Raw genomic sequence first — 24,351 nt, 5'->3', positions numbered from 1 at the left:
TGATAAGCAAAAGGAAGCTTTCAATTCTCTTAAACTAAATCTGTATAAAGTCGGGAAAGGATGGCAGATAAAAGAAGCCTTTCGTTATTTTTGGTCTTACAGCTATAAAGGTAATGCGGAAAAGTTTTTCAAACGTTGGTATTTTTGGGCTACTCATTCTAAACTTAAACCTATTATTAAAGTCGCTAAGATGCTTTATAAAAACATTAAATATATCCTTACCTACTTCGCTCATCGAATCACAAACGCTGGTTCGGAAAGTATTAATTCAAGTATTCAGAAAATTAAATCGAATGCAAGAGGCTTCAGAAATTTCGATTTCTTCCGCGTCGCTATTCTCTTTCATTTAGGCGGTTTGGACGTTTACCCATGATTTTTCCTGAAGGGCCACATATATATAGCTATTTTGTTGGAGCAAGAATTTGGAGACAACCGAAGAATTACGCGAATTTCTTTATTGGAAATTGGAAGGGACTTTGAAAAAATTCGAATACGATTTTCAAGTTTCTCCGGAACCGATTCAAACGCTTAGACATACTTACGCTCAAGAAATCGTAAATCTTGTATTCGAATCTTTGGAGAAAAAGTAATCATTTTTTCTTGCGAAATTTTTCTATAACCACACCCAACGCTTCCAACTCCGAATCCGGAACTTCCAAAAGACTCTCTAGTAAGGTTTCAATCTGCGGACGAGTTCTCATCTTTCTAAGAATCGTTCTATAACGATCCGTTTCCAGATCCGTCTTTATTTCAATTTCAGCGATTAACATTTCGCCCTCACCCGCAATCAACCAAAGAGGGTTTACATTGTGCACGGTTCGAAGTCGCAATAAGGATTCTTGCGAAAAACTTTTCGCCCTCTCATTGATAAGATCGCTGATAAACGCGGGCTTCAGATCAATCGATCTTGCAAATTCAGCCTGAGAAAGCCCCAAAGTTTCGATGAGTTTCTTTAAACGATCTGGAAATTTTTTGTTCGCTCTATACATTTTTATCGTATTTTATTATTGACAATAATACATTTTTAACGTATGGTCATTTCAGGCGGGACAGGACTCGCCGCAATCAAAGTGGATTTCGAATCGGAATTCGGTCTTTCGCACGACCCAAGACTCGCAGATGGAAACGAAATCGCAATCACAAAAAGGAGGCTCGATGATCATCATTAACGGAGACGAATGCAAGGATTTCATTTGTATCACATTAAAAATGAAAACCCTCGCTAAGTTCGCAAGGGAAGCGGAAGTAAACTACGACTACCTTTCGAAAAGTTTAAACGGACAACATTCCTATACCGAAGTCAGGGAAGCATTCAAAAAATGGAATGTTCCGTATCGTATGGGTCGTTCGACACGATCTTATAACAAATCAAAAAACAGGAGGGTAGCGTAATGAAACAACTGAGAGCGACCGCTGTCGCCGAAAAAAATCCAATCCCGGATAGGAACAATTTGGATCCAATCGTTCTTTCCGATATCGAGGAGAAAAAAATCGTTCAAATCGCCGAGTACGTCAAAGACCAATTTATGACGTTCGATTGGAGATGGGACGATCATAGCGAAATGAGCGATAAAGCGGTTACTTCCCTTTTCCTCGTAAAAAACGATATCGCCCAAATTTGCGAAAAAAACCCGAATAAGATTCAAGAGTTCATCAGTATTCTTGAATATATTTTGGAAGAAGAATTCGGCGAATGATCCGAACTAAAAACGATTAAGGAGAATTTTAGTATGATAGTTAACCCATGCGTTCAATGCAATCAAAGGGAGTCCATGCGTCAAACCGATCTTTGCGAAGATTGTTTGATTCAAAGTTTTAAACCCCTGATCTCCCTTTCGGATAAGATTCGTTCCTTTCACGCGAACAAGGAAGGATCTTTGATACACGACAAACCCAAAGGAGCGGCATAGTATTAAAATTATGAATTCCGAAAGCATCAAAAGATTTATCGTAAACGGAGAAATCGTTCACAAAGGAAAATTTTGGAGAAGAGGAAGAAAACTTTCTCAGAGATTGGAACAGATCGTCATCGAATCGAAGTTAAATCTCAAGGATATAGCGTTCAAATATTCTCCGAATCCCGATAACGATCGTTTGGATCCACCCGCTCGTATTTACCGTGAACATCTAGCGGACGTAGTCAAAGGAACCCGAAACACGGCACGTTATGTGAAAGCTCTCGAAGAATCCTGGAAACTACCGATCGAAAAAATCCGTTCCATTTATCGAGAAGATAAGGAAGCGGAAAAAAGAATGGAAAAGTTGGATTCGATTTCAATTCAAGAATTTGCGAAGTGGTACAGAGATTTTCTGCGTTCTAAAAAAGAATCTCCGAACGGTTTGCAAATTCCAGATCAAAATATAAGGGAAGTGGCTGTCTGAAAGCGAAGACCGCAAAGTAAATTAGGAGAATCTAAAATGACAAAAGGAAAATCGATAAAAACGAAAGTCCAGAAGAATAATAAAAAGCCATCCGTAAAGAAGATTCCTTCCGTTCCGGTTCTATCTTCTTCGACTAACGGAATCGCTGTGAACATGACACCGCAAAAAACAAAATCGTCCAAATAGGAGGAACGATGTTAAAATCAAAGAATTCGCTTAACAAAACGATCCGTACCGATTTACCCGATAATCGTTACGAAGGACGCTCCGATATCGCGCGAGCCGTTCAACAACTCGGAGAATTCAAACGGGAAAGAGATAGGATCAAAGGTAAAACGGACGATCAAATCGGCAAACTCCTATTGGATCTTCAAAACGAAGTATCCCCTTTGGATTTAAAGATACAACACATTGCATCTGGAATCAAATTTTATGCCGATCATCATCCGGAAGAATTATTTCCGGACCCGGAGTATAAAACCTGCAAATTGACGACCGGAACTTTAAGACTTCGTAAAGTTCCTCCTTCCGTAAAAACGAGAGGAACCGCAAAGTTCTATGAGAAAATTCTCGTCGAATACGGTCTTTTGGAAAGGTTTAACGGTCTTGTTTCCAGATTAAACGGAGTTTATCTAAGAGTAAAAATAGAACTTGATAAGGAACGAATTCTATCGGAGCCGTTAAAAGCGATGAAAAAGATCGGGATTCAAATGAACGAAGAAGCGGAACGTTTATACATAGCTCCGAATGAAACCGAACTGGAAATAGAAGCCGTAGAGGATGCCGCCTAATCGTAGTTAAATTTTTAAAAGTTATCGGATTCCTAAAAAGAAGCAAAAGAAAGGAGGGAATAAAATGGATCATATACTTTACAAAAATCTCAAAAACTATAAATACCAGCTCGTAAAACCTTACAATTTTCAAACGGAAATCAAACATATCACCTCACTTCGGATCGGGACGTCCGGCGTAAAAATTTTTGTGGATCTTGATCCGGAAGGTTTATTGAAAATCGACGCGGGATACGCCTGGGACGGTCCGAGCGGTCCGACAATAGACACAAAAACTTTCATGCGCGGTTCTCTCGTACACGACGCACTTTATCAGTTGATGCGCGAGGAAAAATTGGATCGGTTAAAATATCGGGAAAATGCGGATCAACTTCTTAAAAAAATATGCTTAGAAGACGGAATGAATTCCTTTAGAGCCTCGTACGTATATCGATTCGTTCGTCTATTCGGCGAACCTTCCGCAAAACCGAAAGATGAAAGTAAAGAATGGGAAGTTGCACCTTGAAAACCTTCGACGTCTTCGTTTTAGTTTTCGGTTATACTTTCTTCTGGACTTTTCTGTTTTGGTCGTTTATCGCAGCAGCGGCGGCGGCATTCTGGCTTTCGTTAATGTTTTTCCGAAACAAAAACAAAAGCCTTAATAAGAACGAAGCTGATAAACTCAAAATCGATCATGATGATTTAGGAAATTAGAATATTCTTTTTTACTAACTTATCTGATTTCGAATTTGTTTTGAAACGGGGGATTTAAAATCCCCCGTTCGATTTTAATCTACGGAAGGGTGAATCATCTTTTCGGGAAGAACCCACTGATCGAATTGTTCGCTTGTTAAAAGTCCCAATTCGATTCCGGACTCTTTCAGAGTCGTTCCTTTCTTATGAGCGTTCTTCGCGATCTTAGCCGCGTTGTCATAACCGATATGCGGATTCAAAGCGGTTACGAGCATCAAAGAATTATTCAAGTGTTCGTTCAATTTCTCTTTGTTCGGAGTGATTCCCCGCGCGCAGTGTTCCTCGAAAGAAACACAAGAGTCGGACAGTAAACGAATCGAATTCAAAACGTTGTGAATGATCAACGGCTTAAAAACGTTCAACTCGAAATTTCCGGAAGCGCCTCCGATATTGACCGCAACGTCGTTTGCGATCACCTGAGCGGCGACCATCGTCATCTGCTCCGACTGAGTCGGGTTCACTTTTCCGGGCATGATCGAAGAACCCGGTTCGTTTTCCGGAATACTGATCTCGCCGATTCCGCAACGAGGACCGGAAGAAAGCCAACGGACGTCGTTTGCGATTTTCATCAAAGAGGCCGCGATCGTTTTCAAAACCCCGCTCGCCTCCACAAGAGAATCGTGAGCCGCAAGAGCTTCGAATTTATTTTCCGCGCTTACGAAAGGAAGTCCGGTTTCCTTTGCGATCTGAGCGGCCGCCTTTACCGCAAATTCGGGATGTGTATTGAGTCCCGTTCCAACCGCAGTTCCGCCTAACGCAAGTCTATAAACCGCGGGTAAAACCGCCTTCACTCTCGCTATATTGTAATCCAACTGTTGAACGTAACCGGAAAATTCCTGGCCTAACGTCAGCGGAGTCGCGTCCTGGAGATGAGTTCTTCCGATTTTTATAATATTCTGAAATTCATCCGTTTTCTTTTTGAGCGTAATCTTAAGTTGAGTTAATGCCGGAATCAGTTTGTGATTCAATTGTTCCGCCGCGGCGATGTGCATCGCAGTGGGAAAAGTATCGTTCGAGGACTGGGCCTTGTTTACGTCGTCGTTCGGATGAATCGGCTTTTTGGAACCTTTCACTCCGCCCGCAATTTCGATCGCACGGTTCGAAATCACTTCGTTGGAATTCATGTTCGTCTGGGTTCCGGAACCGGTCTGCCAAACGGAAAGGGGAAAATGTTCGTCCAACTTACCGGAAATCACTTCGTCGGCGGCTTGGACTATGAGTTTCTTTTTATCTTCGGCGAGAAGACCGAGTTCCGAGTTTACGATCGCGGCCGATTTTTTCAAAATTCCCAAAGCGCGAATCATTTCCCTTGGAAATCGATCGTTTCCGATATGGAAATGATGCAGAGAACGTTCGGTTTGTGCTCCCCAATATTTGGAATCGTCTACGGCGATTTCGCCCATTGAATCCGTTTCGATTCTGGTTTTCATGAATCCTCCGAAAGGTTATAGTTTGATTGAAAGATAAGATCCTCCAAATAGAATATCAGTATTCAATAAAATTCTAATACAATTAAAATCGAATCAAATCGTCATTCGTTTTGGAATCGTCTCAGAGTGTCCGCAAGCGCGGAAAACTCCGGTTTTTTGGCGGAAACATTGTCCAGATAATCCAGAGTGGTCTGGATCCAAGTCGAATCGGATTCCAATTCTCTCCGTATAAAAACGTGTCTGACCTGGTTCATCGCTCTAATTTCCAGATATCTCCGCTTCTGGTCATAGTATATGAGGTCGGCCACTTTGTCTTTTCCGAATTCCGGAGAGGACACGGCGGCGACAACTTCATCAAGCCAGATCAAACCGTTATTTTTGCGGTCCACGTAATCGATCGCCTTTTGAACGCGAGCGGGAACCATCAGTTCTTTTTCTTTCGGACCTACGATCACCCCGAGAGACATTTTCTTTTTCGGTTTAACGGACTCTTGAGAAGAATGATCCGTTTCGATATTTTTAAGATCTTTTCTGGCCTGGCCCTTGTTCGAAGTTTCTCGTTCCTTCGAAGAAAACTTGATCCCGAATAGACTTAGAATGAATTCGATGATTCTTTCGAAGATCGACTTGGACGCCCTTTCGGAACGGATCCTTTCTTTTTCCGTGTCTTCTTCCCATTCGGCGATCGCTTTGCTAAGACGAATTTGTTCGTCGACGGCGGCTTGGCCGTCTTTCAAGTCGGACACTTCCTTTAAGAATTCATAGATCCCGCGCGGATATCCGTTTTGACGGATCAGATTGTGAATCGAAGTTCTTCTCGGACGAACCTCGATAAAAGCTCGAAGAATCATACTCTTCGCCAAAATCATCAGTCCGATCGTTTCGCCGCCGGTGCTTTTCCTTTCTTTTTTCAGAAAGTCTTCTCTTGTACGAATTCGCTCCAAAACTTCGCGGAACAATTCGGTTCTGTTCATTCCCACACTTTTGATCGCGGAGTCTTCCGCTTCAAAATTGGAAAGATCGAAATTTACCGGTTCTCTGGATTCTTTAAAACGAAATAGATTTTCCATCGTGATCAAATTGATCAGGGATTCTTTTTTAAGATGTTCGAGAGTTCTTACGGTTTGAAGTAATACTTCGTAAGATTTGATAAAATCTCCGCCGCCCACCCAACTTTTTCCGGACGTAAATGCGGGATGTTTTTTTAATTCCTGCAGATATCTTTCAGCTTGAGAATTTCCGGTCAGCTCGATCCAGGAAGCCTCTTCTCCGGGAAGGATTTGGAGAAGTATCTTACGGGATATCACGGTGAACAAATCGAATATGATTTCCAATTCCGTAATTTTTCCCTGTTCTCCTTTTTCTTTCGAGGCGTGTCTAAAACTTAAAAGTTCGTCCAAAGAAGGTTGAAACAAATGAAAACGAGGATGTAATTGCAAAAGAGGGGATCTCGATCCTCTTTTTTCAAGCGCTTGTAAAACTTCCGGTTCCACCTTTATTAGAGAAAGCTGATTTATTATTTCTGCGGGTTTTTGATTCAACGCTTGAAAAATATTGCTGAATAAATCCCCTCGAACCTGCAATCGACTCAAAAGAAATTCCAAAGAAAGAGATTCCAAATTTTGCATGGACTTTTCCAAAAACTTGGAATCCGATAAATTGATCGGCATTCCCTTATCGTCCACATTAAGATAATTCTGATGAACCCAGTCCTCAATGTCGTTACTTTTGGAAACGTTCAAAATAAACTGATCCCTTGCGTACAACATTTCCAAGATCGCGGCCGTACTTTGAAGGAGACAACCGCGTTTTACTTTTACGATCTGATCGGCCTTCAAGGAAGCGGGGCGAATGATTACGTTTGCGATTTGGAGTTCCCTAATTTCTTTTTGAAACTGAAGAAACTGATAGGATTGAATCCCTTTTCGTTCCTCTAAGAATTTGAGATCATGAAGTTTGAGATGTTGGAGTTGTTCGATTTTTGTAAGAGCAAAGGGAGATTGGTTGAATAAGAAATAATTTTCCACTCCCTTCTCGATCAAATCGATATCCTTAAACGCACCCGGATTGAATTGAAGCATTAGAACTTTGAGTTCTTGGTCCCCAATCATATCCTGAGTGTCCTCCGAATTAAAAACGAAGGTTTCGGGAGTCGGGACTTGATTTTCAGATTTGGACATAATCCACCGCGCCCCAAAGGGTCATACCATTAGGGGACCGTAGAAAATTAGAAAAGTCTATTACTCTTTGTCTCAAAATCGGATTTTCCATTTCTTGGAATCAAATGTTTCCGCCCGATTCGATATTCATTCGAAACGCTTTCAAGACATGTTCGGAAAAAATCTGATCCTTATGAATATCGGATTCGAGAGGACGAAAAAAAATCAGCCTCTGATAATTCCTTCGAGAAACCCGAGATATTTTTCTCTTCCCAAATAAGGAATTCGAGACGAACCGCTTGCGACGGCGGCCTCGGCGACTGCGGGAGCCACGTGAAATAAAACTCGTTTATCGAACGGCTTAGGAATCAGATATTCCGATCCGAACGTAAACTTCTCTCCGCCGTAAGCCTTGCTAACCGCATCGGGAACCTCAAGACGGGCCAATTCCGCCAAAGCGCGAGCCGCTGCGAGTTTCATCTCTAGAGTGATATGACGCGCTCTCACATCCAGCGCGCCTCTGAAAATAAAAGGAAATCCTAATACGTTGTTAACCTGGTTCGGATTATCGCTTCTTCCGGTTCCCATGATCAAGTCGGAACGAACCGCCTTTGCAACTTGATACGGAATTTCGGGATTGGGATTTGCAAGGGCAAAAATCACGGGATCTTTCGACATGGAACGAACCATATCCTCGTCCACCATATTCTCAACGGAAACCCCGATAAAAATATCCGAACCTTTCATCACGTCTCGGAGAGTCGTATTTTCAGTTTTTTGAATATACTTCTTTTTGGAATCGTTCAAATCGGTTCTGTTATGATGAATCACACCTTTGGTATCTACGAGAAAAATTTGTTCTTTTTTGATTCCTATGTGTTGTATAAGTTCGGCAATCGCGATTCCCGCGGCGCCAGCGCCGCAGATCACGACCTTAACGTTGCCGGGTTTTTTACCGGTAAGTTCGAAAGAATTCAATAAACCCGCGACCGTAATGATCGCGGTTCCGTGTTGATCGTCGTGAAAAACGGGAATGTCCATCTTTTCGATGAGTTGTTCTTCGATATAAAAACTTTCCGGAGCCTTAATATCTTCCAGATTGATTCCGCCGAAAGTCGGTTCGAGAAGCCGAACGGCATTGATAAATTCGTCCGGATCTTTTGTGTTGATCTCGATATCGAACACGTCTATACCCGCAAACTTTTTGAAAAGAACGGCCTTTCCTTCCATCACCGGTTTACCGGCAAGTGCGCCGATATCTCCGAGACCGAGAATCGCTGTTCCGTTCGTGATGATGCCTACAAGATTCCCTTTGTTCGTATATTCGTAAACCAAGTCGGGGACTTCCTTGATTTCCAAACAAGGATAAGCGACGCCGGGAGAATAGGCGAGGGAAAGATCGTAAGAATCCTGAGTCGGTTTTGTAGGAACGACTTCAATTTTTCCCTTCGGATGAAGCGCGTGGTATTGTAATGATTTTTCCCTCATAAGATTTTTCCCATGTTTTTCAAATTAAGTAGTGCGACGATAAAATTTCATTTGCCAACGCAGAACTTGCTGAAGATTCTCCCGAGAATCTCCTCCGTGTCCACTCTACCGTTGACCTCGCCGATTTCGGAAAGGGCGTAATTGATTTCTTGGATATAAATTTCCGCGGGAGCTCCTTCCTCGATCAAATGAAGAGTTTTGTCAAGGCATCGAACGATGGTCTCAAAGTGATATCTTTGACGTTCCTCCAAAAGGACATAATCTTCGGAATGCCCCATAGCCCCGGCTTTTTCCTTAATCGCTCCCAAAAGAATCGAAATCCCCTCTTTTGTTTTACAGGAAATTTCGCAAACCGTTAAGTTCTGAACGTCTGCAAATAAATTAGGATCCCAGAAAGAATCTCGAATATCGATCTTGTTCGCAACGAGGATCGATCCTTCAAGACGATCTTGCGCTCGGACGATAAATTCTTTCCATTCTTCTTTTTTAGAAGTGTCGATGAGAAACAATCTGATGTCCGCGGATTGAAACTCCTTTTCGCTCCTTTCGATCCCGAGCTTTTCGATATGGTCCGTCGTTTCTCGAACACCCGCCGTGTCCACGAGTCTTACCGGAATTCCTTCGAGTAAAATTTCTTCGCTGATATAATCCCGGGTTGTTCCGGGAATTTCGGAAATGATGGAGCGATCTTTTCCGAGTAAAACGTTCATCAAGCTGGACTTACCCGTGTTCGGTTCGCCGTAGAGAACGATCCTAAGTTGTTGAATTAATTTTTCCGCCGAATCCGATTTGGAAATCACGGTTTGACAAAGCGTTTTCACTTTTTCGATACGAGTCTTTCTTTCTTCCAAGGATTCGTACGTGAGATCTTCGGTGGAAAAATCGATCTCGGCTTCGCATTCCGCTTTGAGCGATATCAGCTGACTTCTAAGATTGGAAGTGAAACGAGAAACTTCACCGAAGACGTTTTTTTGCGCGAGTTCCAACTCGAAACGGGAACGCGCGGAGATCAATCTTCCGATCGCTTCCGCTTCGGTAAGATCCAATTTTTCATTTAAGAACGCCCTGCGGGAAAATTCGCCCTGTTTGGCCGGACGCGCTCCCGCCCTAAAGATGGCGTCTAACGCTTCTCTTAATAAAATCGGATTCCCGTGAAAGTGAAATTCACAGAGGTGCTCGCCCGTATAAGAATTCGGGGCTTTAAAATAAAAGAATAAGATCTGATCTACTTTTCTATCGCCGATTTGAAAGACACATTGAATCGCGATCCTCGGCTGTATGTCGGATGAAGTAAGAAATTTATTTTTCGAGAAAAGAAACGAGGAAGAAATCGTGAGGGCTTCCGGCCCGGAAATTCGGATAATTCCTATTGCTCCGGATCCGGAAGCTGTTGATACGGCTGCTATCGTATCATTCAAAGTTCGCTTCTTCGAGAAGGTCGTTGTTCGGACCTTTCTCGACAACGTCTTTGTACTTGTGTTTGTCTTTCATCGGAATGATTCTTACTTTTTTGTAAGTGCCGTTTCCTTCCGATCTCGTAAAAACCTTTTCGTTTTCCTGAAGCGCCATGTGAATGATTCTTCTTTCGAAAGGATTCATCGGTTCCAACAGTTTCGATTTTCCGGTTTTGGCTACGGTTGCCGCAACGGATTTTCCGAGACGAACCAAAGAAAGTTCCCTTTTATCCCTGTAAGATTCTATATCCAGAACGATTTTTCTTCCGTGTCTGATTTTGGAATCCACCATCAAGTTGAATATGAACTGAAGAGCGTCTAACGTTGCTCCTCTTTTTCCGATCACGAGTCCGGATTCTTTGCTCGCAATTTCAACGTAAATCTTACCGTCGACGTCGCCCATACCGACCACTTCGGCTTCGATTCCCATTTTTTTCAAAACGGTAAGAACGACCCCGTGAATGATTTTCTCCGCGGGAAGATCCCGAGAAGTTACGTAAGCCCGGACTATCGCCGGTTTTTTTTGGGAGATTCCGAAAAAACCTCCTTTTCCGGAATCGACGGTTTCAAAACGAACCTCGTCCGAATTCAATCGGAGAGTTTTGAGTGTGTAATCTTCGGCTTCGGACTTGGATTTCGCCTCGGCTTCAAAGATGTAATTTTCCATGTGTTTATCCTCGATAATGAGTTCGTAACAATTAAACTTTTGCCTTCTTCTTTTCTTCGGTCTTTTTCAGATGATTTGTGATCCACTGTTGACCGATGGAAAGAACGTTTTGGAAAGTCCAGTAGAGAGTAACACCGGAAGGCATATTCCAGAAAATGTAAAGCATCATTACCGGCATTACGTACATTAGCATTTTCTGATTCGGATCCATAGATACCGAAGTCATTCTCGTTTGCAAAACTTGTGTTCCAACCATCAAAAGAGCGAGAAGGTTTAAACCGAGTCCCGTTTGAGTAAAGTAAGGAATCGCGGGAGAAGTCCAGATTACGTCCGGTTCGCTGAGATCTTTGACCCATAAAAACGGTGAATTCCAAAGATCTATTGTATCAGAAAAAGCCGTATAAAGAGCGATAAAAATCGGAATCTGGATCACCATAGGAAGACAACCGCCCACCGGATTCACGTTATTCTTCTTATAAAGTTCCATGGTTTTTTGCTGACGCATCTTAGGATCGTTCGCGAATTTCTCGTTGATCGTCTTGAGTTGAGGGCTGAGCTCCTGCATCTTCTTCATGCTATTCGCTTGCTTTTGGTTCAAAGGATAGAAAACGAGTTTAAAAAGAATCGCGAAGATGATGATGCTCCATCCGTAATTCGGAATGGTAAATCGATAAATTTGTTTCAAAACCCAGATGATTCCGTTACGGAATGGAGTGGTGATTCCCTGATTAAAAGATTTATTAAGATCGCCGCTCAAACCTGCAAAAGGACTGTTTTTGGCTTGATTCGGATCGAGTTCCGGATTACGGAAAACCATTCCCATACTTTCTCTGATTCCCACATAGGATGCAAAATCCATGTTGTATCTTTCGCCCGGACTTAAAGTAATATTATCATATAATAATACTACTCCGCTTTCGTTTTTAGGTCGATTGTCTAAAACGACACCTTGCGGTTTATGATCCAACGGATCCGCGACCGCGATAAAATAACGGGAACCCGTTCCCGCAAAATCAACTCCGGATTCGGCGTTTGTTTTTACGCTGAAAGATTCGTCGGCGCCGGAACTTCCCGTAAAAAAATTTCCGATCGAAGACCAAAAACTTACGGAGGAACTTCCGTCTAACGTGTCGTTAAAGGAACCGCCTAAATGGTAAAAACGAAAGAAATTCGCCGTGTCCCTATCGTTCAAAGGCCTATCTTTCGGAAAGGGCCCGAGACTTCCGAAGGTTTTCAGATACTGAACGTTCTTTTGTGAAGCGAAGGAAAGTTTTTCTTTCGTTAAGTTGATAATGGAAACTGTAACTTTGAAATAATTCTCGCCTTTAAAGAAACGAAACGTTTTTTTCAATTGGTAGGTTTTATCCGGAGACAAGGCGGTAAATATTATATATACCACGGAACCGTCGGTTTTGTTTTCCTCCAAAGAAAAAGGAATCCGATTCCATTCCGACTCCGGAAGTTCGTTTAACGAATCCGTAAAGTTAAAGTCGAAACCTTTTTCTCTGGATAATTCCACCGCCTGATACGTCTTGCCGTCCACTACGAGAGTTTCGGGATTTTTACGAGCTACCTGAACGGTATGACCGTCCGAACCGACGTAATCCTTTACATAGAATTTGGAAATTTTTCCGCCGAGAGAACCGAACTCTACGATATAAGAATCGGTTACGACTAACGTCTTTTTATTTTCGGAAGAAGTCGCTTTTATTTCCTTAACGGGAGCGGTAATCTGAGACTCTTTTGTTTTTTCAGTCTGAACTTGATTTTGTTTTTTATTGTCCGAAGGTTTATCGGAATTCGCTTCTTTTGCATCCGGCGTCTTTTTAGGCGGGGCAGAAGGGAAGAAAAAATAATTCACCCCCATCCAAATTCCCATACTGAGAATCAAAGCTAAAAATAATCTACTTTGTCTATCTTCCATCATTTCGTCCTTTTAGTGTTAGGTGGCAAGGGATCTTCAAAACCCCGAGAAAGAGGGTTACATCTCAAAATTCTCCAAGTACTCAATTGCAATGCGCGGAAAAATCCGTATTCTTGAAAAGCCTCAGCGGCATATTCGGAACAAGTGGGTGTAAAACGACAAGCCGGTGGGAGTAACGGAGAGACTAACTTTTTGTAGAGCTGAATCAGTTGGATTGCAAGTTGGTTCATCAGATTCGATTGATCAGAGAGACCAGAATCTTGACCAGCTCCCCGTGATTCAGATCCAAAATTTCTTTTTTGGCTAATATCGCGATATCAAAACCTTTTAGAAAATTTTTCTCTTCCTCGCGTATGACCGCTCTGAGTTTCCTTTTGATCCGATTTCTTTGAACCGCAGTTTTTACCGTACGTTCCGGACAGTAAAGAAAACGATTTCTTGATAAAGAATTGGGAAGGAATACAAGAACGATCGGGAAACGGGAGACTCTTTTTCCAGCCTTAAAAAGAGATTGTATCTCCTTCCTGGATTTTAATGTCTCTTCGATGACTTAATTCTTAGTATTTTTTACCGAGTTTTTCGTCGGAAACAGTCAGTTTATGTCTGCCCTTTTTTCTTCTGCGTGAAAGAACCTTTCTTCCACCTGCAGTAGCCATTCTTGCGCGAAATCCGTGTGTTCTCGCTCTTTTAACTCGGCTGGGCTGGTAATTTCTTTTCATACTTATCCCTGATTGGCATTAATGATTGCGTTTCTCTTCCGTTTGGAAGAATTCAATGCTCTTTCCATACAAAAGCTTTCTGAAAAGGTTTGAGTCAACCTATTTCACATCCGGACTTGATGCGAAGTTTGTCTGGATCGGGAATTCTATTCTTTGGAATTTTCAGGGAAAAGAAAACCCTGAGGAAGGCCCGAACGACCGGAGGAGAATTGTCAGAATCAATCCTCTGTCCTAAAACAAGAAAACCCGGCAACGTCCTACTCTCCCATGCAGCGAACCACACAGTACCATCAGCGATGAGAGGCTTAACTTCCGTGTTCGGGATGGGAACGGGTGTGGCCCTCTCTCTATAGTCACCGGGAATCTTGAAGTCAGATTCGCGTACCGGTTTCTTCAGTCAATCTAAAAATTATAAAAAAGTTCAAATTCTTACTATGAAACCATAATACTTTTCTCGTTCGATTTTTTCGAAAAGCTCTTCGAACGTAAATCGGATTATTGATCTATAAACTTCTTCCATCGATTGAAAACTTTCACGGGCTCTTCCCATGGAAGCCAGTGACCCGAATTCGGATAAATTTCAAATTCACAGCGCGCCTCGACCGATTTGCAAGACAATGCGGCCATCTCACTCATCATGTAATTGTCTTTCGCTCCCCAAAGAACGAGAGTCTCCACCTTTACAGGGCCGGCGTTTTTAAAGTATTCCAGAACGGAATCCCCATGAAATGCAAGTTCCCGGTAGTATTCCAACGGCCCGAACATTTCCTCGGGAGTATTAAACGCAGCGTGGTAAATCGGTTTATCCGAATCATGAAGAACATGATTGTTTTGTAATTCATTCAGATAAAAAATTCTTGCACGCGTTTCTTGGCTGAGCCCGGCAAGAAGGCGAGCGGAACGAGGCGCGATCAATCGATATACAAAATGACGATATTCTCTTTGTTTTGAAGAAACGGACGTCTGTTCTTCAAATGCGTTCGGATGCGGTATGTCCAGAACGGTCGCCGTTCGGAAAAACTTCGGCTTTTCCGTAATAGCAAACCATACGATGGAAGCGCCCCAATCATGTCCAAGCACGTGTATCGGACTATCGGAATCCCGACCTTCTTTTTTATTCGTTTCTTCCACAAAGGTAAACAAATCCTCGCTCAGCGATCGCAGATCGTAACCGTCCTCCGGTTTGTCCGTTCCGGCGTAACCTCGCAAATCGGGAACCAATACTCTATACTGTTTTGAAAGTAAGGGAATCATAGAACGCCATCCGTAGGATGTATCCGGAAATCCGTGCAACAATACCACAACCGGCGCAGTTAAAGGTCCGGCGCTCAGAAAATGTACTCGCAGGGCCGAGGAACCGTTTCGTTTGGGAAGGTCGATCATAGAATTTTCCCAAGGACCGGGAATATGCGATAAATCCACGCCTATCGGATCCGGTGAAAGCGGTAGAAAAAAATACAAGACGATTTCAAAAGTCCCCGCAAACATTACGATGGACAAAAGAACAAAGAGAAATATTTTCTTCAGCTTAGAACCGATTCCATTATCTGCGTGTTTCATTACATTTTCCTTATATAAAATGTTTCAAACTCACTTCGTATTTCTTTAAGAAGCGAAGTTTCGAGATCCCCGAGCGATCTATGGAGAAAGTTATAGAAGCGGATAACCGCTGCGAAACAAAAAAAGACTGAACCGCCTATGAAACGTTTATTTCTTTTTCCGACTCGGAAGATATTTATAATATTCCACTTCGATCGTATTGATTAGGAAAGTATAATATTTTACGAGTTTTTTATCGTATTGTTTCTTTTGGGCCTCGTTCCGTAAAAACTCCGCAATTTGATCCCGGATCAAAGGGGCCTTTAAATCGTTATGGCTGAGAATGATGGAACCCGCCATTCCCTGCGGAACGATATCGTCCGGAATCAAGATCGTGGCCGAATTCTGCAAAAGGGCGTATTCGATTGTGGAAGCGACTTTATCGTCGTCTTTTTCCCCTTTGAGATGTGCGACACTACTTCGAATGTTGTCTAAATTTTCGAAGATTTTTTTACGCAAAGAACGGGAATCGTGAATCTTGTCCGTGATCTTCGTAAACCGGCTCGGGAAAATAAATCGTTCCGCGCCTTTTGCGATCAAACTTACTTTCTTTTCCTTTGGGGCTTCTCCCTTGGACTGAAAACGTTCGTCATCGGAGTCGTTTCCGGAAGCATCACTTTCAAAGGAAGTCATCGAACCGTATTCTCCCTTAAAGCCGGATCCGAGCGAGGCGGAACCTCCGCCGGAAAGAATATCCGATTTTTCTTTATTTCTAAAATGAAAGGCGAGCATCAATCCCAGAAACAAACTGACCGGAATCCCCACGAACAAGATACCAGTAGTTCTAAAATGTACGGATGCGATCAAAAATAAGATCATACTCGCTACAAAACCCAACATCCCCATCGGAAGATTGAATTTTTTCGCGAATTCTTGGGAGCGTTGTTTTTCAACTTTCAACAGTTCCATCGACTGGATTCCCTGTTGGAGTCTTACGATGTCATCGGCTTTGAGTTTTGCGTTTAATCCAGGATGTTTCGGATTACTCAAACTTGCGTTGATCTCTTTGGCGATTTCCAGTTCTTTTTGATAAGCGGTATTTTTCGTAGCCATACCGCTCAACTTATGAAGGACTGCGGACATATAACCCGGATCAACCGCGTAAATCTCCGAAGTCTGATCCGGTTTTTCGATCACCTTCATTCCGTATTGATCGGAGATTTCCTTTTTCAATTCATCAATCAATGCCGGATAACGTGTCTCGTCCGACAAACCGGAAGATTTCAATTTCTGCTCCGGAGAAAAACGATACAAAGTTTGTTCCTGAATCGTATTTTCGCCGATCTTATGAAGAATTTTTAACTTAAAGGACTTAAAAACGCTCTCTTCCTTTCTTTGAACGAGTTTTTCTTTTTCCTCCATCAGTCTGGAAATGATTTGAATGGAAAGTCTGCAGGTTTCGGATACTTTCTTACCGAGTTCGTCCGTTTCACGATCGAACGGATAATCGTTGATAAGCGAAATCAGCGCTTTTACTTTTTCACCGTTTTGTTTTCTTCCCGGTTCTACCATTTGAATATGCGTTTGCTCAAATTCGGCAATTCGAGTTCCGAAAAGGCCGTAACCGGCTCTTTCACTCAGCTCTTTTAAATAAGGAATCGCGAATTTTTCGAGCGCATCCGCCTGACAACGATAATGTGCGATAACCTCCGGTTGATTCACGTAAGTACCGTCGGGATTCAACTGAAGATCGTCCAATATGACGTGATAGTCGGGAAGAATTTTCATCACGTAATTTCTCTTAGTCGCATACGTGAGAAAATCCCGAAGGAAATCCGTCATAGGAATATAACTGTAAGGCTGAAACCCTTTCTTTAAAAGAGTGGAAAACTCCGCTTCAAGCGAGGCCAATTTTGGAAAAAGCCAATTCTTTCCCGCCTTATTTTTATGAAGTAAAAACGTACCGGGATTGTCTTCGTCCGGAAGTTTCGGTTTTTTAGCTCGGTTCTGAAGAATGAGATCAATCATCTCTTCCGAAAATTCAAAACAAGCGACTCGATACGGATTTACGTCCGTCTTTGCATCTTTCTGAGGACTCGCGATCGCGATTCTAGCCTGGATCTTGACTCCGTTACGAACTAAAAAAGGATAGATATATGCGGATTTATTTTTCCCTTTTTTCTCATAATCGACTAACTGTCGTAAGGCGAGGTCGACACTCGGCGGGGATTTGGACTGTTCGCTTAAATTCCTATATTTATTCAAAAGTTCCGCAAGCTTGTCTAACGTAAGTAGATAAGACGGATGAATACTTTTGGAACCGTGTTTTTCTGTTTTTTTATGCCAATCCCTAAGTTCGTCCAAAATACAACGCGCGGTTGCGGATAAGCCGACTGCCCCTTCGTTTAAAAAAATATAATCGGGTGCAAGAGACTGAATTTCCGTAGGCTTACTCGCCGCCAGTTCCTCAAAGCTTATGTCCTGTTCAGTGCTTTCCATATTTCCTATCAAATCGACAATACGATCTTATTAGATGAACCTTTCTACTTGTCCAGTCTTCCACTCAAATGGCTGGACAAAACCATTTATTTCGAGAATTTTTCCAATATCTTTCCGATTCTCAAAATTCCCTCTTCGATTTCCTTATCTTCTCTGACAAAACTCAATCGAAAACATTCTTCTCTATGAGACCAGAGCGGATCGGCCCCCGGAAAAAAAGTTTTACCGGGAACGATAATCACACCCGCTTCCTTTAAAATCGGATAAAGATCGCTGACGGGCAGAGATAAATTCCTTACCCAAATCCAAAGAAAGAAAGCGCCTTCGCTTTGATGGATCCGATAGTCGACCTTGGAACTCCAATTGTTTAAGATCGTTTCCTGGGCGAAAATCGATTTCTTTTGATAAAAGGGTAATATTATTTTTTCGCACAAGTTTTTCCAACGACCCGAACGAAAAAGATCCAATGCGATAAACTGTCCCGGATTGGCGCTCGTCAAATTGATAACCGAATTGGCTCTGTGCAACATGGAAATCGTCTCCGAATCGCCGACCACAAAGCCGGTACGAACTCCGGGAAGACCCAACTTGGAAAGACTAAAACCCTGAATCATTCCCGGTTTGTGGATAAAAGAACTTTTGCCGAAAACCACGTTGGGAAACGGAAATCCGTAGGCATTATCGACTAACAACGGAATTCCTACGTTATTCGCTCTTTCAATCAAAAATTCGAGTTCTTGATCCGTAATCACGTTGCCGGTGGGATTTGTGGGACGGGAAACGCATATACAACCCGCTTCCTCCCGCCAATTCGAGACCGAATCGAACTTTGCGGAGGATATAAAGTATTTATAATATCGATCTCCGATTTCTCGGATCTCGGGTGCAAAGGATAAGAACGAATCGGATTCCAAGGTTTGGTCCGTGTAACCGATGTATTCCGGAAGAATAGGGAAAAGAATCTTTTTTCTTTGACCGTTTCCAAAATTCCCAGAGAAAAAATTCAGCAGGAAATAAAACGCGTTTTGACTTCCGTTCGTGATTGCGATTTGATCCTCTTGAATCTTCGTTCCGGATTCTTCCGATAAAATCGAAGCGATCGTTTCTCGAAGTTCGGGAATTCCGGAAGGCGATTCGTAACTCCCGAGAATTTTTTCCATTCTTTCGGATTCGATTTGTTTCAATACGATTTCTTTCCAGACTTCGGCCGCTTCCGGGATTAAAGCGGGATTTCCTCCGCCCAACAAACAGGAATCCGGACGAGAACTCGCCAAATCGTCCATCAACTGTCCGATTCCGGTTTGTTCCGAAAATTTCCGGCCAAAAATAGAATATTGCATAACGTACCAAACTTCTTCCGAACTCTAATCCAGGAACTAGAATCTAAACGAAAAGAGAAATTTTGTAGATTCTTTTTTGAAAGAACACGATCGTCTTTGCATATTTTTTAAACGGAAAACCGGAATTGAATATAGAAAGAAATCGAAACGAAATCAAATCCTTAGAAATATCGAATTTTAACGATCACTTGAATCGATATCCTGGGCCTCAACAATGGATTCGGTTCGAAAAACCGATCGATTCCCTCTTGTAATTCGAACTCGACATAGAAATCGAAACGTTCCGGCCTTAGCTCATGGACCGTCTTCGTTTAACAAAAGAACCGGATTTCTTTTCAACTCCCCCGGGTCCCAAGAGGAGGCCGGCTATAACTTGTTTTCAAACGAAAAGCAAATAAAACCGACTTTTGAATATTCAAAAATATAAATATAATAAATTAAGAATTTTCGGATTCCAATCGATCGAATACCTGTAAGAAAAGATCGGATTCCTGAGCGCCGGAAACGGCGTATTTTTCGTCGAATATGAAGAAGGGTACTCCGGAAACTCCCAGTTGACGACCTTTCAATTCTTCCTCGTGGACTTCTTTCAGGAGAATTTCGTCTTCCTTTACGGAATAAAAATCTTCCTCGTTCATTCCGGCTTCCCGCAAACTTTCGAGAATAATATTCGTATCCGAAAGATTTTTACCTTCGGCAAAAAATTTTCTAAAAAAGATTTCCGAAAGAATCGAAGCCTTTCCGGTTTCCTTTGCTTTTCGAATGAGTGCGTGTAATAAAAACGTGTTGGGTTGATGTCCCACTTGTTCCGTTGAAAAAGAAAGACCTTCGGATTTCGCTATATCGGCGACTCTTTGAACCATCGTTTTCACCCGATCCATCGATCCGAACTTTCGAGCCATATGAAGTACACGATCCTCTCCTTCGGGGGAAAGATCCGGATTGAGTTGAAACGCTCTCCATTCTATTTCAATTATATCGTCTGGGTGGGACTTTTTTCGAAGGGAAATCGCATCTTCCAGTCTTTTTTTCCCGATATAACACCAAGGACAAACAACGTCCGAATAAATTGCGATTTTTGTTTCCACCGCCATATCCTCCCAAATTCTAAAAAAGAAAGAATGATTTCTTTTTTAGAATCGTTCGCATCCTTCGAAAAAATCAAGACGTTTCAGGCGATTGAAGTCCCAAATTTTTAGAGCTTGTCCCAAAACCTCAAAGGAAATTTGCAGGAGTTCCCACAGATTAAGTCTCTTTGGCGGTCTTTAGGTTTTTGTACGATTTTACTTATCGTTTAGAAACGTAGTAGTTCCCACATTTTCAGGTTTTGGGACAAGCTCTTAATTCAAATTCCCGAAAATTATAAAACTCTAATGCAATGTAGAACAAAAACGAACGAAGCTCTTTTTGCAAGACTGTCGATCTTCCTCTATTGTGTCGGACTTTATAAAATTGGATTTAGTTCAAACAGAAAGTTAGAACTATCGAAATCGAATCAAAAAACGATTTGGTTCGAATGAACTCGCTTAATTTAAAACTGAATCTAAATATTAAGAAAGTATTCTCGAATCGACTATAAAAATTCGAAAAACAATGGAGACGGCGGGGTTCGAACCCGCGTCCTATTGCGCCCCAGATCAGCCTCTACGTGTGTAGTCTGTGTATAAAGTTTCGGAAAAAGGTTAACCCTCAGACAGGACTCTTTCTCCTACCCGGCTCAAATACAGTCTCTTTTAGGAACCGAAAACCAAAAGAGCCGCCTCTTGATAAGTTTCAGAACGTTTGGAATCCAAGAGAAAAAACCAAAGCTCCGTAGCAGAGATTAAGCTGCTAAAGCTAATTCGTTATTAGCGGTTATTGTTTGAAGGTTTTGAGAGGAGCCTACAACCTCTACACGCCACATAATCCCTGGCAACAACAGTCGAAACCAATTTCGTCCCCTGATGTTCTTTGATTAGACTGTCAAAAGTAGATAACTGAAATTTTACCGCAAGTTTTTTATCAAACATTGAAAGTTATCCCAAAACGGACATTCAAAAGAACAAGAATCTCCAAAAAAAATTCGGCGTTCGGCTTGCATAAACCGTAAAATAAATTTTTTACGATTTAGGTGAAGTCCAGGTTATGTTCCGCGCCGGGCTATCGCCTTAAGTCGTGTCTTATCGAGACGATTATTCGCACGCGCCGGTGAGAACTAGGCAGAATGTCCCATCCGTATTCTATCTGAGCGAGTTTACTTCGAATTTTATTAGGAATCATTGAAAAAAATTTTGGATCAAAATCGATATTCTTACTTTAAATTCAGGGAAAAAAAAGAAATCGTTTGTTAATCCTTTAATCAATTCAATCATAAGAGGTGTTTTCAATATGGATCAAATTAAGGATAAGATTTCGTCGTTCGGTGCTTTCCTTTCTTTTGCAGGTGTTGTTTCCGCTGCGTTGAGCTTTTTCAATTACAACTTAAGTATTTTAATTTGGATCGATAATTGGGGAACCACGACCGGCTGGGGAATCAGAGCAGGATTGGTGGTAATAGGTGTGCTTCTCTATTTTTTAGGAAAAATGGGAAGAAATTCCGTAGCCGCTTAAATTCATTCAGGCCGTCGTCGATCGGGTTTTCGACGCGACGGCCCTTTCAAAAAGAGTCTGGGCCGGTCTCTTGAGCTTACGACCTAAGCACTGTCCCCAAAAAACCCTTAAGTGCCAATAAAAGCGAAACGCTGAGTTTTACAGAAGTGTGGGAACTCCTGCGTTTTTAAACGACAGTAAACTCGGACCTCTTCCGTGCCGTTATGATAAAATCAGAAAAATTTTGACACTGACTTCTATTCACTGACCCCCTAATTCACTAACTCATAGTCACTTGAAATGCGGGAACTCATGCAAATTTCCTTTCAAGGATAAAACTCTAAATCGACTTTTAGACACAATTCCTGACCCTCTATTTACACATCGTTCAGTAGGATATTATTCGTAATGATCTCGTTACGGAGAATTAAGATATAAATTTTATTCGAAATGGATCGAATCGACCGCGTCGATGGGAAACAAAAGGTTACCGTCATTTTTTAAAAGTATATAAAAACTTTCGTGTTGATAAACGAAACCTTTCACTTGAGAGCCGTCTTTAAAATGAATTACTCTTTCAACATCAGGTTGACTTTTGTCTTTTAGGATTTGAATCAAAGCGGTATTATCGAGCTTTGCAACCAAAGACTTCAGTTTGTCAATTTGTTTCAAATCGTTCGGAGCGAAACGAACCATAGATTTGAATTTTTCTTCCAAATCTTTTTCCTGGTTGGGAAGTATGTTTTTGATTTTTTTACTCAAATCGTCATCCATCGAAAACATTCCGGGCGTATTTCCTTCGCCGAGTTTACGAACGTCCGAATTTAATGCGAAAACGAAACTCTCCTCAAGCTTCGCCCCCTTAGCTTTCGTTTCTTCGATACTTTTTTCCAAAGAACGAATTTTCTTTAAACTCGATTCGGGAATTCCCTTCCAAGACAACGATTGTCCACTGTTGATCCGAACTTTCTTACTTTGAAAAAGGATCGGAAAATTCATTTTTAAAAATTCCTTTTCCTCTTCGGTTAAAGTGTTGGCTGTTTTTTCAAAAGCGACGCTAGGTCCGGTTTCAATTTCGACCTTTCCGTCCAAAACGTCGAGATCCAATTTGGAATAGGATTCTCCCGCTTCGCGGGAATAAACCACCTTCGTTCCGATTAAAAACGCTCTCACATCCGGGGAAAGAATCGTAAGTAGACCTTCTTCCGCCGATTCGTTCCGAACGGAATCCACAAGAACCGATCCTCGAGCCACATTCAAAAAGGAATATTTTTTATCCCCCGTTACCGAAACTTCCGAATCGGGTAACATTCGAACAGCAACACTTTTGGATCCTTCGACTTGAAATTCACAAATCGAAAAATTACCGGAAACCACTTTACGATTGAGAAGACTCTCCCCCGGCTGAGACGCGGTTCCGTCGATTTTACAATCCCCGTAAGAATTGATAAACGCCTGGTCCAATTTAGAATCCGACCAAAATCCATAGCTGAACCAAAAAGAAAACACGACGCTTAAAATGACTGCGGCCGCGGTTAGTCCGGAAACCATCGTTCGTGATTTCAAAATTATATTCGGAAACGCTAATATTTTTCCGGCAAGGCCCGATTTTAAACCGGGTTTGGGGTCGGAAAGTACGTGAGATAAAATTGAATTGATCCGAGTAGAAGTCTGGTATATAGAACGAGCTTTTTTATTTTTGATTATGAACTGAAGAAGTTCACGTTTACCTTCGGCATTCAACTCGCCGTATAAATATCTCCCTAAAAGGTCTTCAAAACGTTCTATGTCGTCTACTTCCGTTTTCATGATGAAATATTAATTAGAATTGGAATCCTTGTTTTTCCATTTTTGCCCTGAGTAAGGAAACGGCCGAAATCAATCTTCTACTTACCGTCCTTTCCGAAATTCCCAACGCTTGCGCGGTTTCTTTCAGAGTTTTCCTTTCCAATTCCTTATATAATATTATACTTTTTTCCGGCTCAGGAAGACTCTCAATCGTATCTTTTATCGCTTTTTCCAAAAAAACCTTCTCCAAGTTTTCGGGAATCTCCGGATTGATTTCAATATCGCCGATCAAATCGCTCAGACTTACGTTTCCGAATTCTTTTTTCTGCTTATTGTAATGTTTGAAATACAAGTTTTTTGCAATCGAACACGTCCATGTGCTGAAGGAGGCGATCCTAGAATCGAATTTGGCAAAAAAAGTAAACGCTTTTAAGAAAGCTTCTTGAGTTATATCTTCCGCAACCTCCTGGTCACCGGAGATCTTTAAAAGAAAATGATATACGGTTCGGTAGTTCTCCTCGTATAAAATTGAAAAATCTGCAGAATCGGATCGGTCCATTGAGAAAAATACCGGGAAATCGGTCTTTTGCAGTTTTTTAGGTAAATTGTGATTCTAAAAGCACAAAAAAGAAATTAAAACCCAGGTCGTTCCCTGAACTTTGTTTGGTTAAAATATGCCGATTTCCGGTCTATTATTTTCTCTTTTGAAGGAATCTTTTTCAAGGAAGCTATATCCGGCTCGATTTGATTTCAATGATACATAAAAACTTGGGTTTACCGCGTAGTTTGTAGGCAGTGGTAGTTTGCCGGTTCACCGTGAAAAGTTTCGATAAAAAGGAAAATTCAAACCCGAGAAAAAATTTTCGTTCTA

The 24,351-nt window shown here is 41.8% G+C and carries 26 protein-coding genes, 1 rRNA gene and 1 other RNA gene; 10 read left to right on the top strand and 18 right to left on the bottom strand.

The window, feature by feature from the left end:
* Together LEP1GSC194_RS20980 and LEP1GSC194_RS22475 are read left to right on the top strand one after the other, a co-directional pair.
* Window positions 1-373: ISL3 family transposase (locus LEP1GSC194_RS20980; protein ID WP_020771784.1), on the top strand; the 373-nt coding region annotated here is incomplete at its 5' end.
* A 49-nt stretch (window positions 374-422) separates the two neighbouring features.
* Entirely contained in the window at window positions 423-590 is a 168-nt protein-coding gene (locus LEP1GSC194_RS22475; RefSeq protein WP_020771868.1) for a hypothetical protein, read from the top strand.
* On the opposite strand, the gene LEP1GSC194_RS01675 is transcribed toward LEP1GSC194_RS22475, so the two are convergent.
* Window positions 591-989, bottom strand: a complete 399-nt coding sequence (locus tag LEP1GSC194_RS01675; protein ID WP_020771919.1) for a helix-turn-helix domain-containing protein — start codon at window positions 987-989, stop codon at window positions 591-593.
* A 130-nt stretch (window positions 990-1,119) separates the two neighbouring features.
* On the opposite strand from LEP1GSC194_RS01675, the gene LEP1GSC194_RS01670 reads away from it, so the two are divergent.
* The 7 genes from LEP1GSC194_RS01670 to LEP1GSC194_RS01650 all read left to right on the top strand — a co-directional run bounded on the left by LEP1GSC194_RS01670 (window position 1,120) and on the right by LEP1GSC194_RS01650 (window position 3,678).
* On the top strand, window positions 1,120-1,392 hold the full coding sequence (locus LEP1GSC194_RS01670; RefSeq protein ID WP_173644593.1) for a hypothetical protein: 273 nt from the start codon (window positions 1,120-1,122) through the stop codon (window positions 1,390-1,392).
* Window positions 1,392-1,697 (top strand): LIC13344 family protein, encoded by a 306-nt coding sequence (locus tag LEP1GSC194_RS01665; RefSeq protein WP_020771839.1) that lies wholly within the window; start codon window positions 1,392-1,394, stop codon window positions 1,695-1,697. The genes LEP1GSC194_RS01670 and LEP1GSC194_RS01665 overlap by 1 nt, the downstream gene beginning before the upstream one ends.
* A 33-nt stretch (window positions 1,698-1,730) precedes the next feature.
* Window positions 1,731-1,910, top strand: coding sequence for a hypothetical protein (locus LEP1GSC194_RS21900; protein WP_086005128.1), 180 nt, complete (start codon window positions 1,731-1,733; stop codon window positions 1,908-1,910).
* A 10-nt stretch (window positions 1,911-1,920) separates the two neighbouring features.
* On the top strand, window positions 1,921-2,382 hold the full coding sequence (locus tag LEP1GSC194_RS01660) for a hypothetical protein (protein WP_020771761.1): 462 nt from the start codon (window positions 1,921-1,923) through the stop codon (window positions 2,380-2,382).
* A gap of 36 nt (window positions 2,383-2,418) precedes the next feature.
* Window positions 2,419-2,568, top strand: coding sequence for a hypothetical protein (locus tag LEP1GSC194_RS22470; protein ID WP_164481573.1), 150 nt, complete (start codon window positions 2,419-2,421; stop codon window positions 2,566-2,568).
* A gap of 8 nt (window positions 2,569-2,576) precedes the next feature.
* Window positions 2,577-3,173: a host-nuclease inhibitor Gam family protein gene (locus tag LEP1GSC194_RS01655; RefSeq protein WP_020771978.1), complete on the top strand. Its 597-nt coding sequence runs from the start codon at window positions 2,577-2,579 to the stop codon at window positions 3,171-3,173.
* A 64-nt stretch (window positions 3,174-3,237) separates the two neighbouring features.
* Window positions 3,238-3,678, top strand: coding sequence for a hypothetical protein (locus LEP1GSC194_RS01650; protein ID WP_020771856.1), 441 nt, complete (start codon window positions 3,238-3,240; stop codon window positions 3,676-3,678).
* A gap of 262 nt (window positions 3,679-3,940) precedes the next feature.
* Here LEP1GSC194_RS01650 and fumC read toward each other — a convergent pair whose 3' ends face one another.
* The 15 genes from fumC to ssrA form a co-directional block, all read right to left on the bottom strand.
* A complete protein-coding gene (gene fumC, locus LEP1GSC194_RS01640; RefSeq protein WP_020771985.1) occupies window positions 3,941-5,335 on the bottom strand; it encodes a class II fumarate hydratase in 1,395 nt (464 codons plus the stop codon).
* 101 nt (window positions 5,336-5,436) lie between these two features.
* Window positions 5,437-7,515: a hypothetical protein gene (locus LEP1GSC194_RS01635; RefSeq protein WP_020771918.1), complete on the bottom strand. Its 2,079-nt coding sequence runs from the start codon at window positions 7,513-7,515 to the stop codon at window positions 5,437-5,439.
* Window positions 7,516-7,719: 204 nt separating this feature from the next.
* Window positions 7,720-8,982 (bottom strand): malic enzyme-like NAD(P)-binding protein, encoded by a 1,263-nt coding sequence (locus LEP1GSC194_RS01630; protein ID WP_020771960.1) that lies wholly within the window; start codon window positions 8,980-8,982, stop codon window positions 7,720-7,722.
* A gap of 47 nt (window positions 8,983-9,029) precedes the next feature.
* Window positions 9,030-10,400: a tRNA uridine-5-carboxymethylaminomethyl(34) synthesis GTPase MnmE gene (gene mnmE / locus LEP1GSC194_RS01625; RefSeq protein WP_020771745.1), complete on the bottom strand. Its 1,371-nt coding sequence runs from the start codon at window positions 10,398-10,400 to the stop codon at window positions 9,030-9,032.
* On the bottom strand, window positions 10,393-11,103 hold the full coding sequence (jag, locus tag LEP1GSC194_RS01620; protein WP_020771934.1) for an RNA-binding cell elongation regulator Jag/EloR: 711 nt from the start codon (window positions 11,101-11,103) through the stop codon (window positions 10,393-10,395). The genes mnmE and jag overlap by 8 nt, the downstream gene beginning before the upstream one ends.
* 31 nt (window positions 11,104-11,134) lie before the next feature.
* Window positions 11,135-13,027, bottom strand: a complete 1,893-nt coding sequence (gene yidC, locus LEP1GSC194_RS01615) for a membrane protein insertase YidC (RefSeq protein ID WP_020771990.1) — start codon at window positions 13,025-13,027, stop codon at window positions 11,135-11,137.
* Window positions 13,027-13,257 (bottom strand): membrane protein insertion efficiency factor YidD, encoded by a 231-nt coding sequence (gene yidD / locus LEP1GSC194_RS20975; RefSeq protein WP_017808240.1) that lies wholly within the window; start codon window positions 13,255-13,257, stop codon window positions 13,027-13,029. Before yidD ends, yidC begins: the two co-directional genes overlap by 1 nt.
* On the bottom strand, window positions 13,257-13,544 hold the full coding sequence (rnpA, locus tag LEP1GSC194_RS20970; RefSeq protein WP_231384482.1) for a ribonuclease P protein component: 288 nt from the start codon (window positions 13,542-13,544) through the stop codon (window positions 13,257-13,259). Before rnpA ends, yidD begins: the two co-directional genes overlap by 1 nt.
* Window positions 13,545-13,584: 40 nt before the next feature.
* Window positions 13,585-13,746: a 50S ribosomal protein L34 gene (gene rpmH, locus LEP1GSC194_RS01610; RefSeq protein WP_017808241.1), complete on the bottom strand. Its 162-nt coding sequence runs from the start codon at window positions 13,744-13,746 to the stop codon at window positions 13,585-13,587.
* 244 nt (window positions 13,747-13,990) lie between these two features.
* Window positions 13,991-14,107 (bottom strand): 5S ribosomal RNA (gene rrf / locus LEP1GSC194_RS01600).
* 134 nt (window positions 14,108-14,241) lie between these two features.
* Complete coding sequence (locus tag LEP1GSC194_RS01595; protein ID WP_020771999.1) at window positions 14,242-15,306, bottom strand: alpha/beta fold hydrolase; 1,065 nt, start codon at window positions 15,304-15,306, stop codon at window positions 14,242-14,244.
* A gap of 147 nt (window positions 15,307-15,453) precedes the next feature.
* Window positions 15,454-17,784 (bottom strand): hypothetical protein, encoded by a 2,331-nt coding sequence (locus tag LEP1GSC194_RS01590; protein WP_020771963.1) that lies wholly within the window; start codon window positions 17,782-17,784, stop codon window positions 15,454-15,456.
* A gap of 86 nt (window positions 17,785-17,870) precedes the next feature.
* Window positions 17,871-19,124 carry a valine--pyruvate transaminase gene (locus tag LEP1GSC194_RS01585; protein ID WP_020771759.1) on the bottom strand — a complete coding sequence of 418 codons (1,254 nt, stop codon included), beginning with the start codon at window positions 19,122-19,124 and terminating at the stop codon, window positions 17,871-17,873.
* Between the two features lie 437 nt (window positions 19,125-19,561).
* Window positions 19,562-20,218, bottom strand: coding sequence for a DsbA family oxidoreductase (locus LEP1GSC194_RS01575; RefSeq protein WP_020771766.1), 657 nt, complete (start codon window positions 20,216-20,218; stop codon window positions 19,562-19,564).
* Window positions 20,219-20,715: 497 nt separating this feature from the next.
* Window positions 20,716-21,065: a transfer-messenger RNA gene (ssrA, locus tag LEP1GSC194_RS20965) on the bottom strand.
* 426 nt (window positions 21,066-21,491) lie between these two features.
* Between ssrA and LEP1GSC194_RS01570 the strand changes: the two genes are divergently transcribed.
* The gene (locus LEP1GSC194_RS01570) at window positions 21,492-21,713 is read left to right on the top strand and encodes a hypothetical protein (protein WP_020771852.1); all 222 of its coding nucleotides are present in this window, start codon (window positions 21,492-21,494) and stop codon (window positions 21,711-21,713) included.
* A gap of 420 nt (window positions 21,714-22,133) precedes the next feature.
* Here LEP1GSC194_RS01570 and rsx read toward each other — a convergent pair whose 3' ends face one another.
* Together rsx and LEP1GSC194_RS01560 are read right to left on the bottom strand one after the other, a co-directional pair.
* Complete coding sequence (rsx, locus tag LEP1GSC194_RS01565; RefSeq protein WP_020771827.1) at window positions 22,134-23,501, bottom strand: LIMLP_03685 family anti-sigma factor; 1,368 nt, start codon at window positions 23,499-23,501, stop codon at window positions 22,134-22,136.
* Window positions 23,502-23,514: 13 nt separating this feature from the next.
* Window positions 23,515-24,039: an RNA polymerase sigma factor gene (locus tag LEP1GSC194_RS01560; protein ID WP_020771762.1), complete on the bottom strand. Its 525-nt coding sequence runs from the start codon at window positions 24,037-24,039 to the stop codon at window positions 23,515-23,517.
* Window positions 24,040-24,351 lie beyond the last annotated feature (312 nt).

Origin of the sequence: Leptospira alstonii serovar Sichuan str. 79601, from assembly GCF_000347175.1 — a bacterium.
GTDB classification, from domain to species: domain Bacteria; phylum Spirochaetota; class Leptospiria; order Leptospirales; family Leptospiraceae; genus Leptospira; species Leptospira alstonii.
This window is presented reverse-complemented; position numbering and strand designations above follow the sequence as displayed.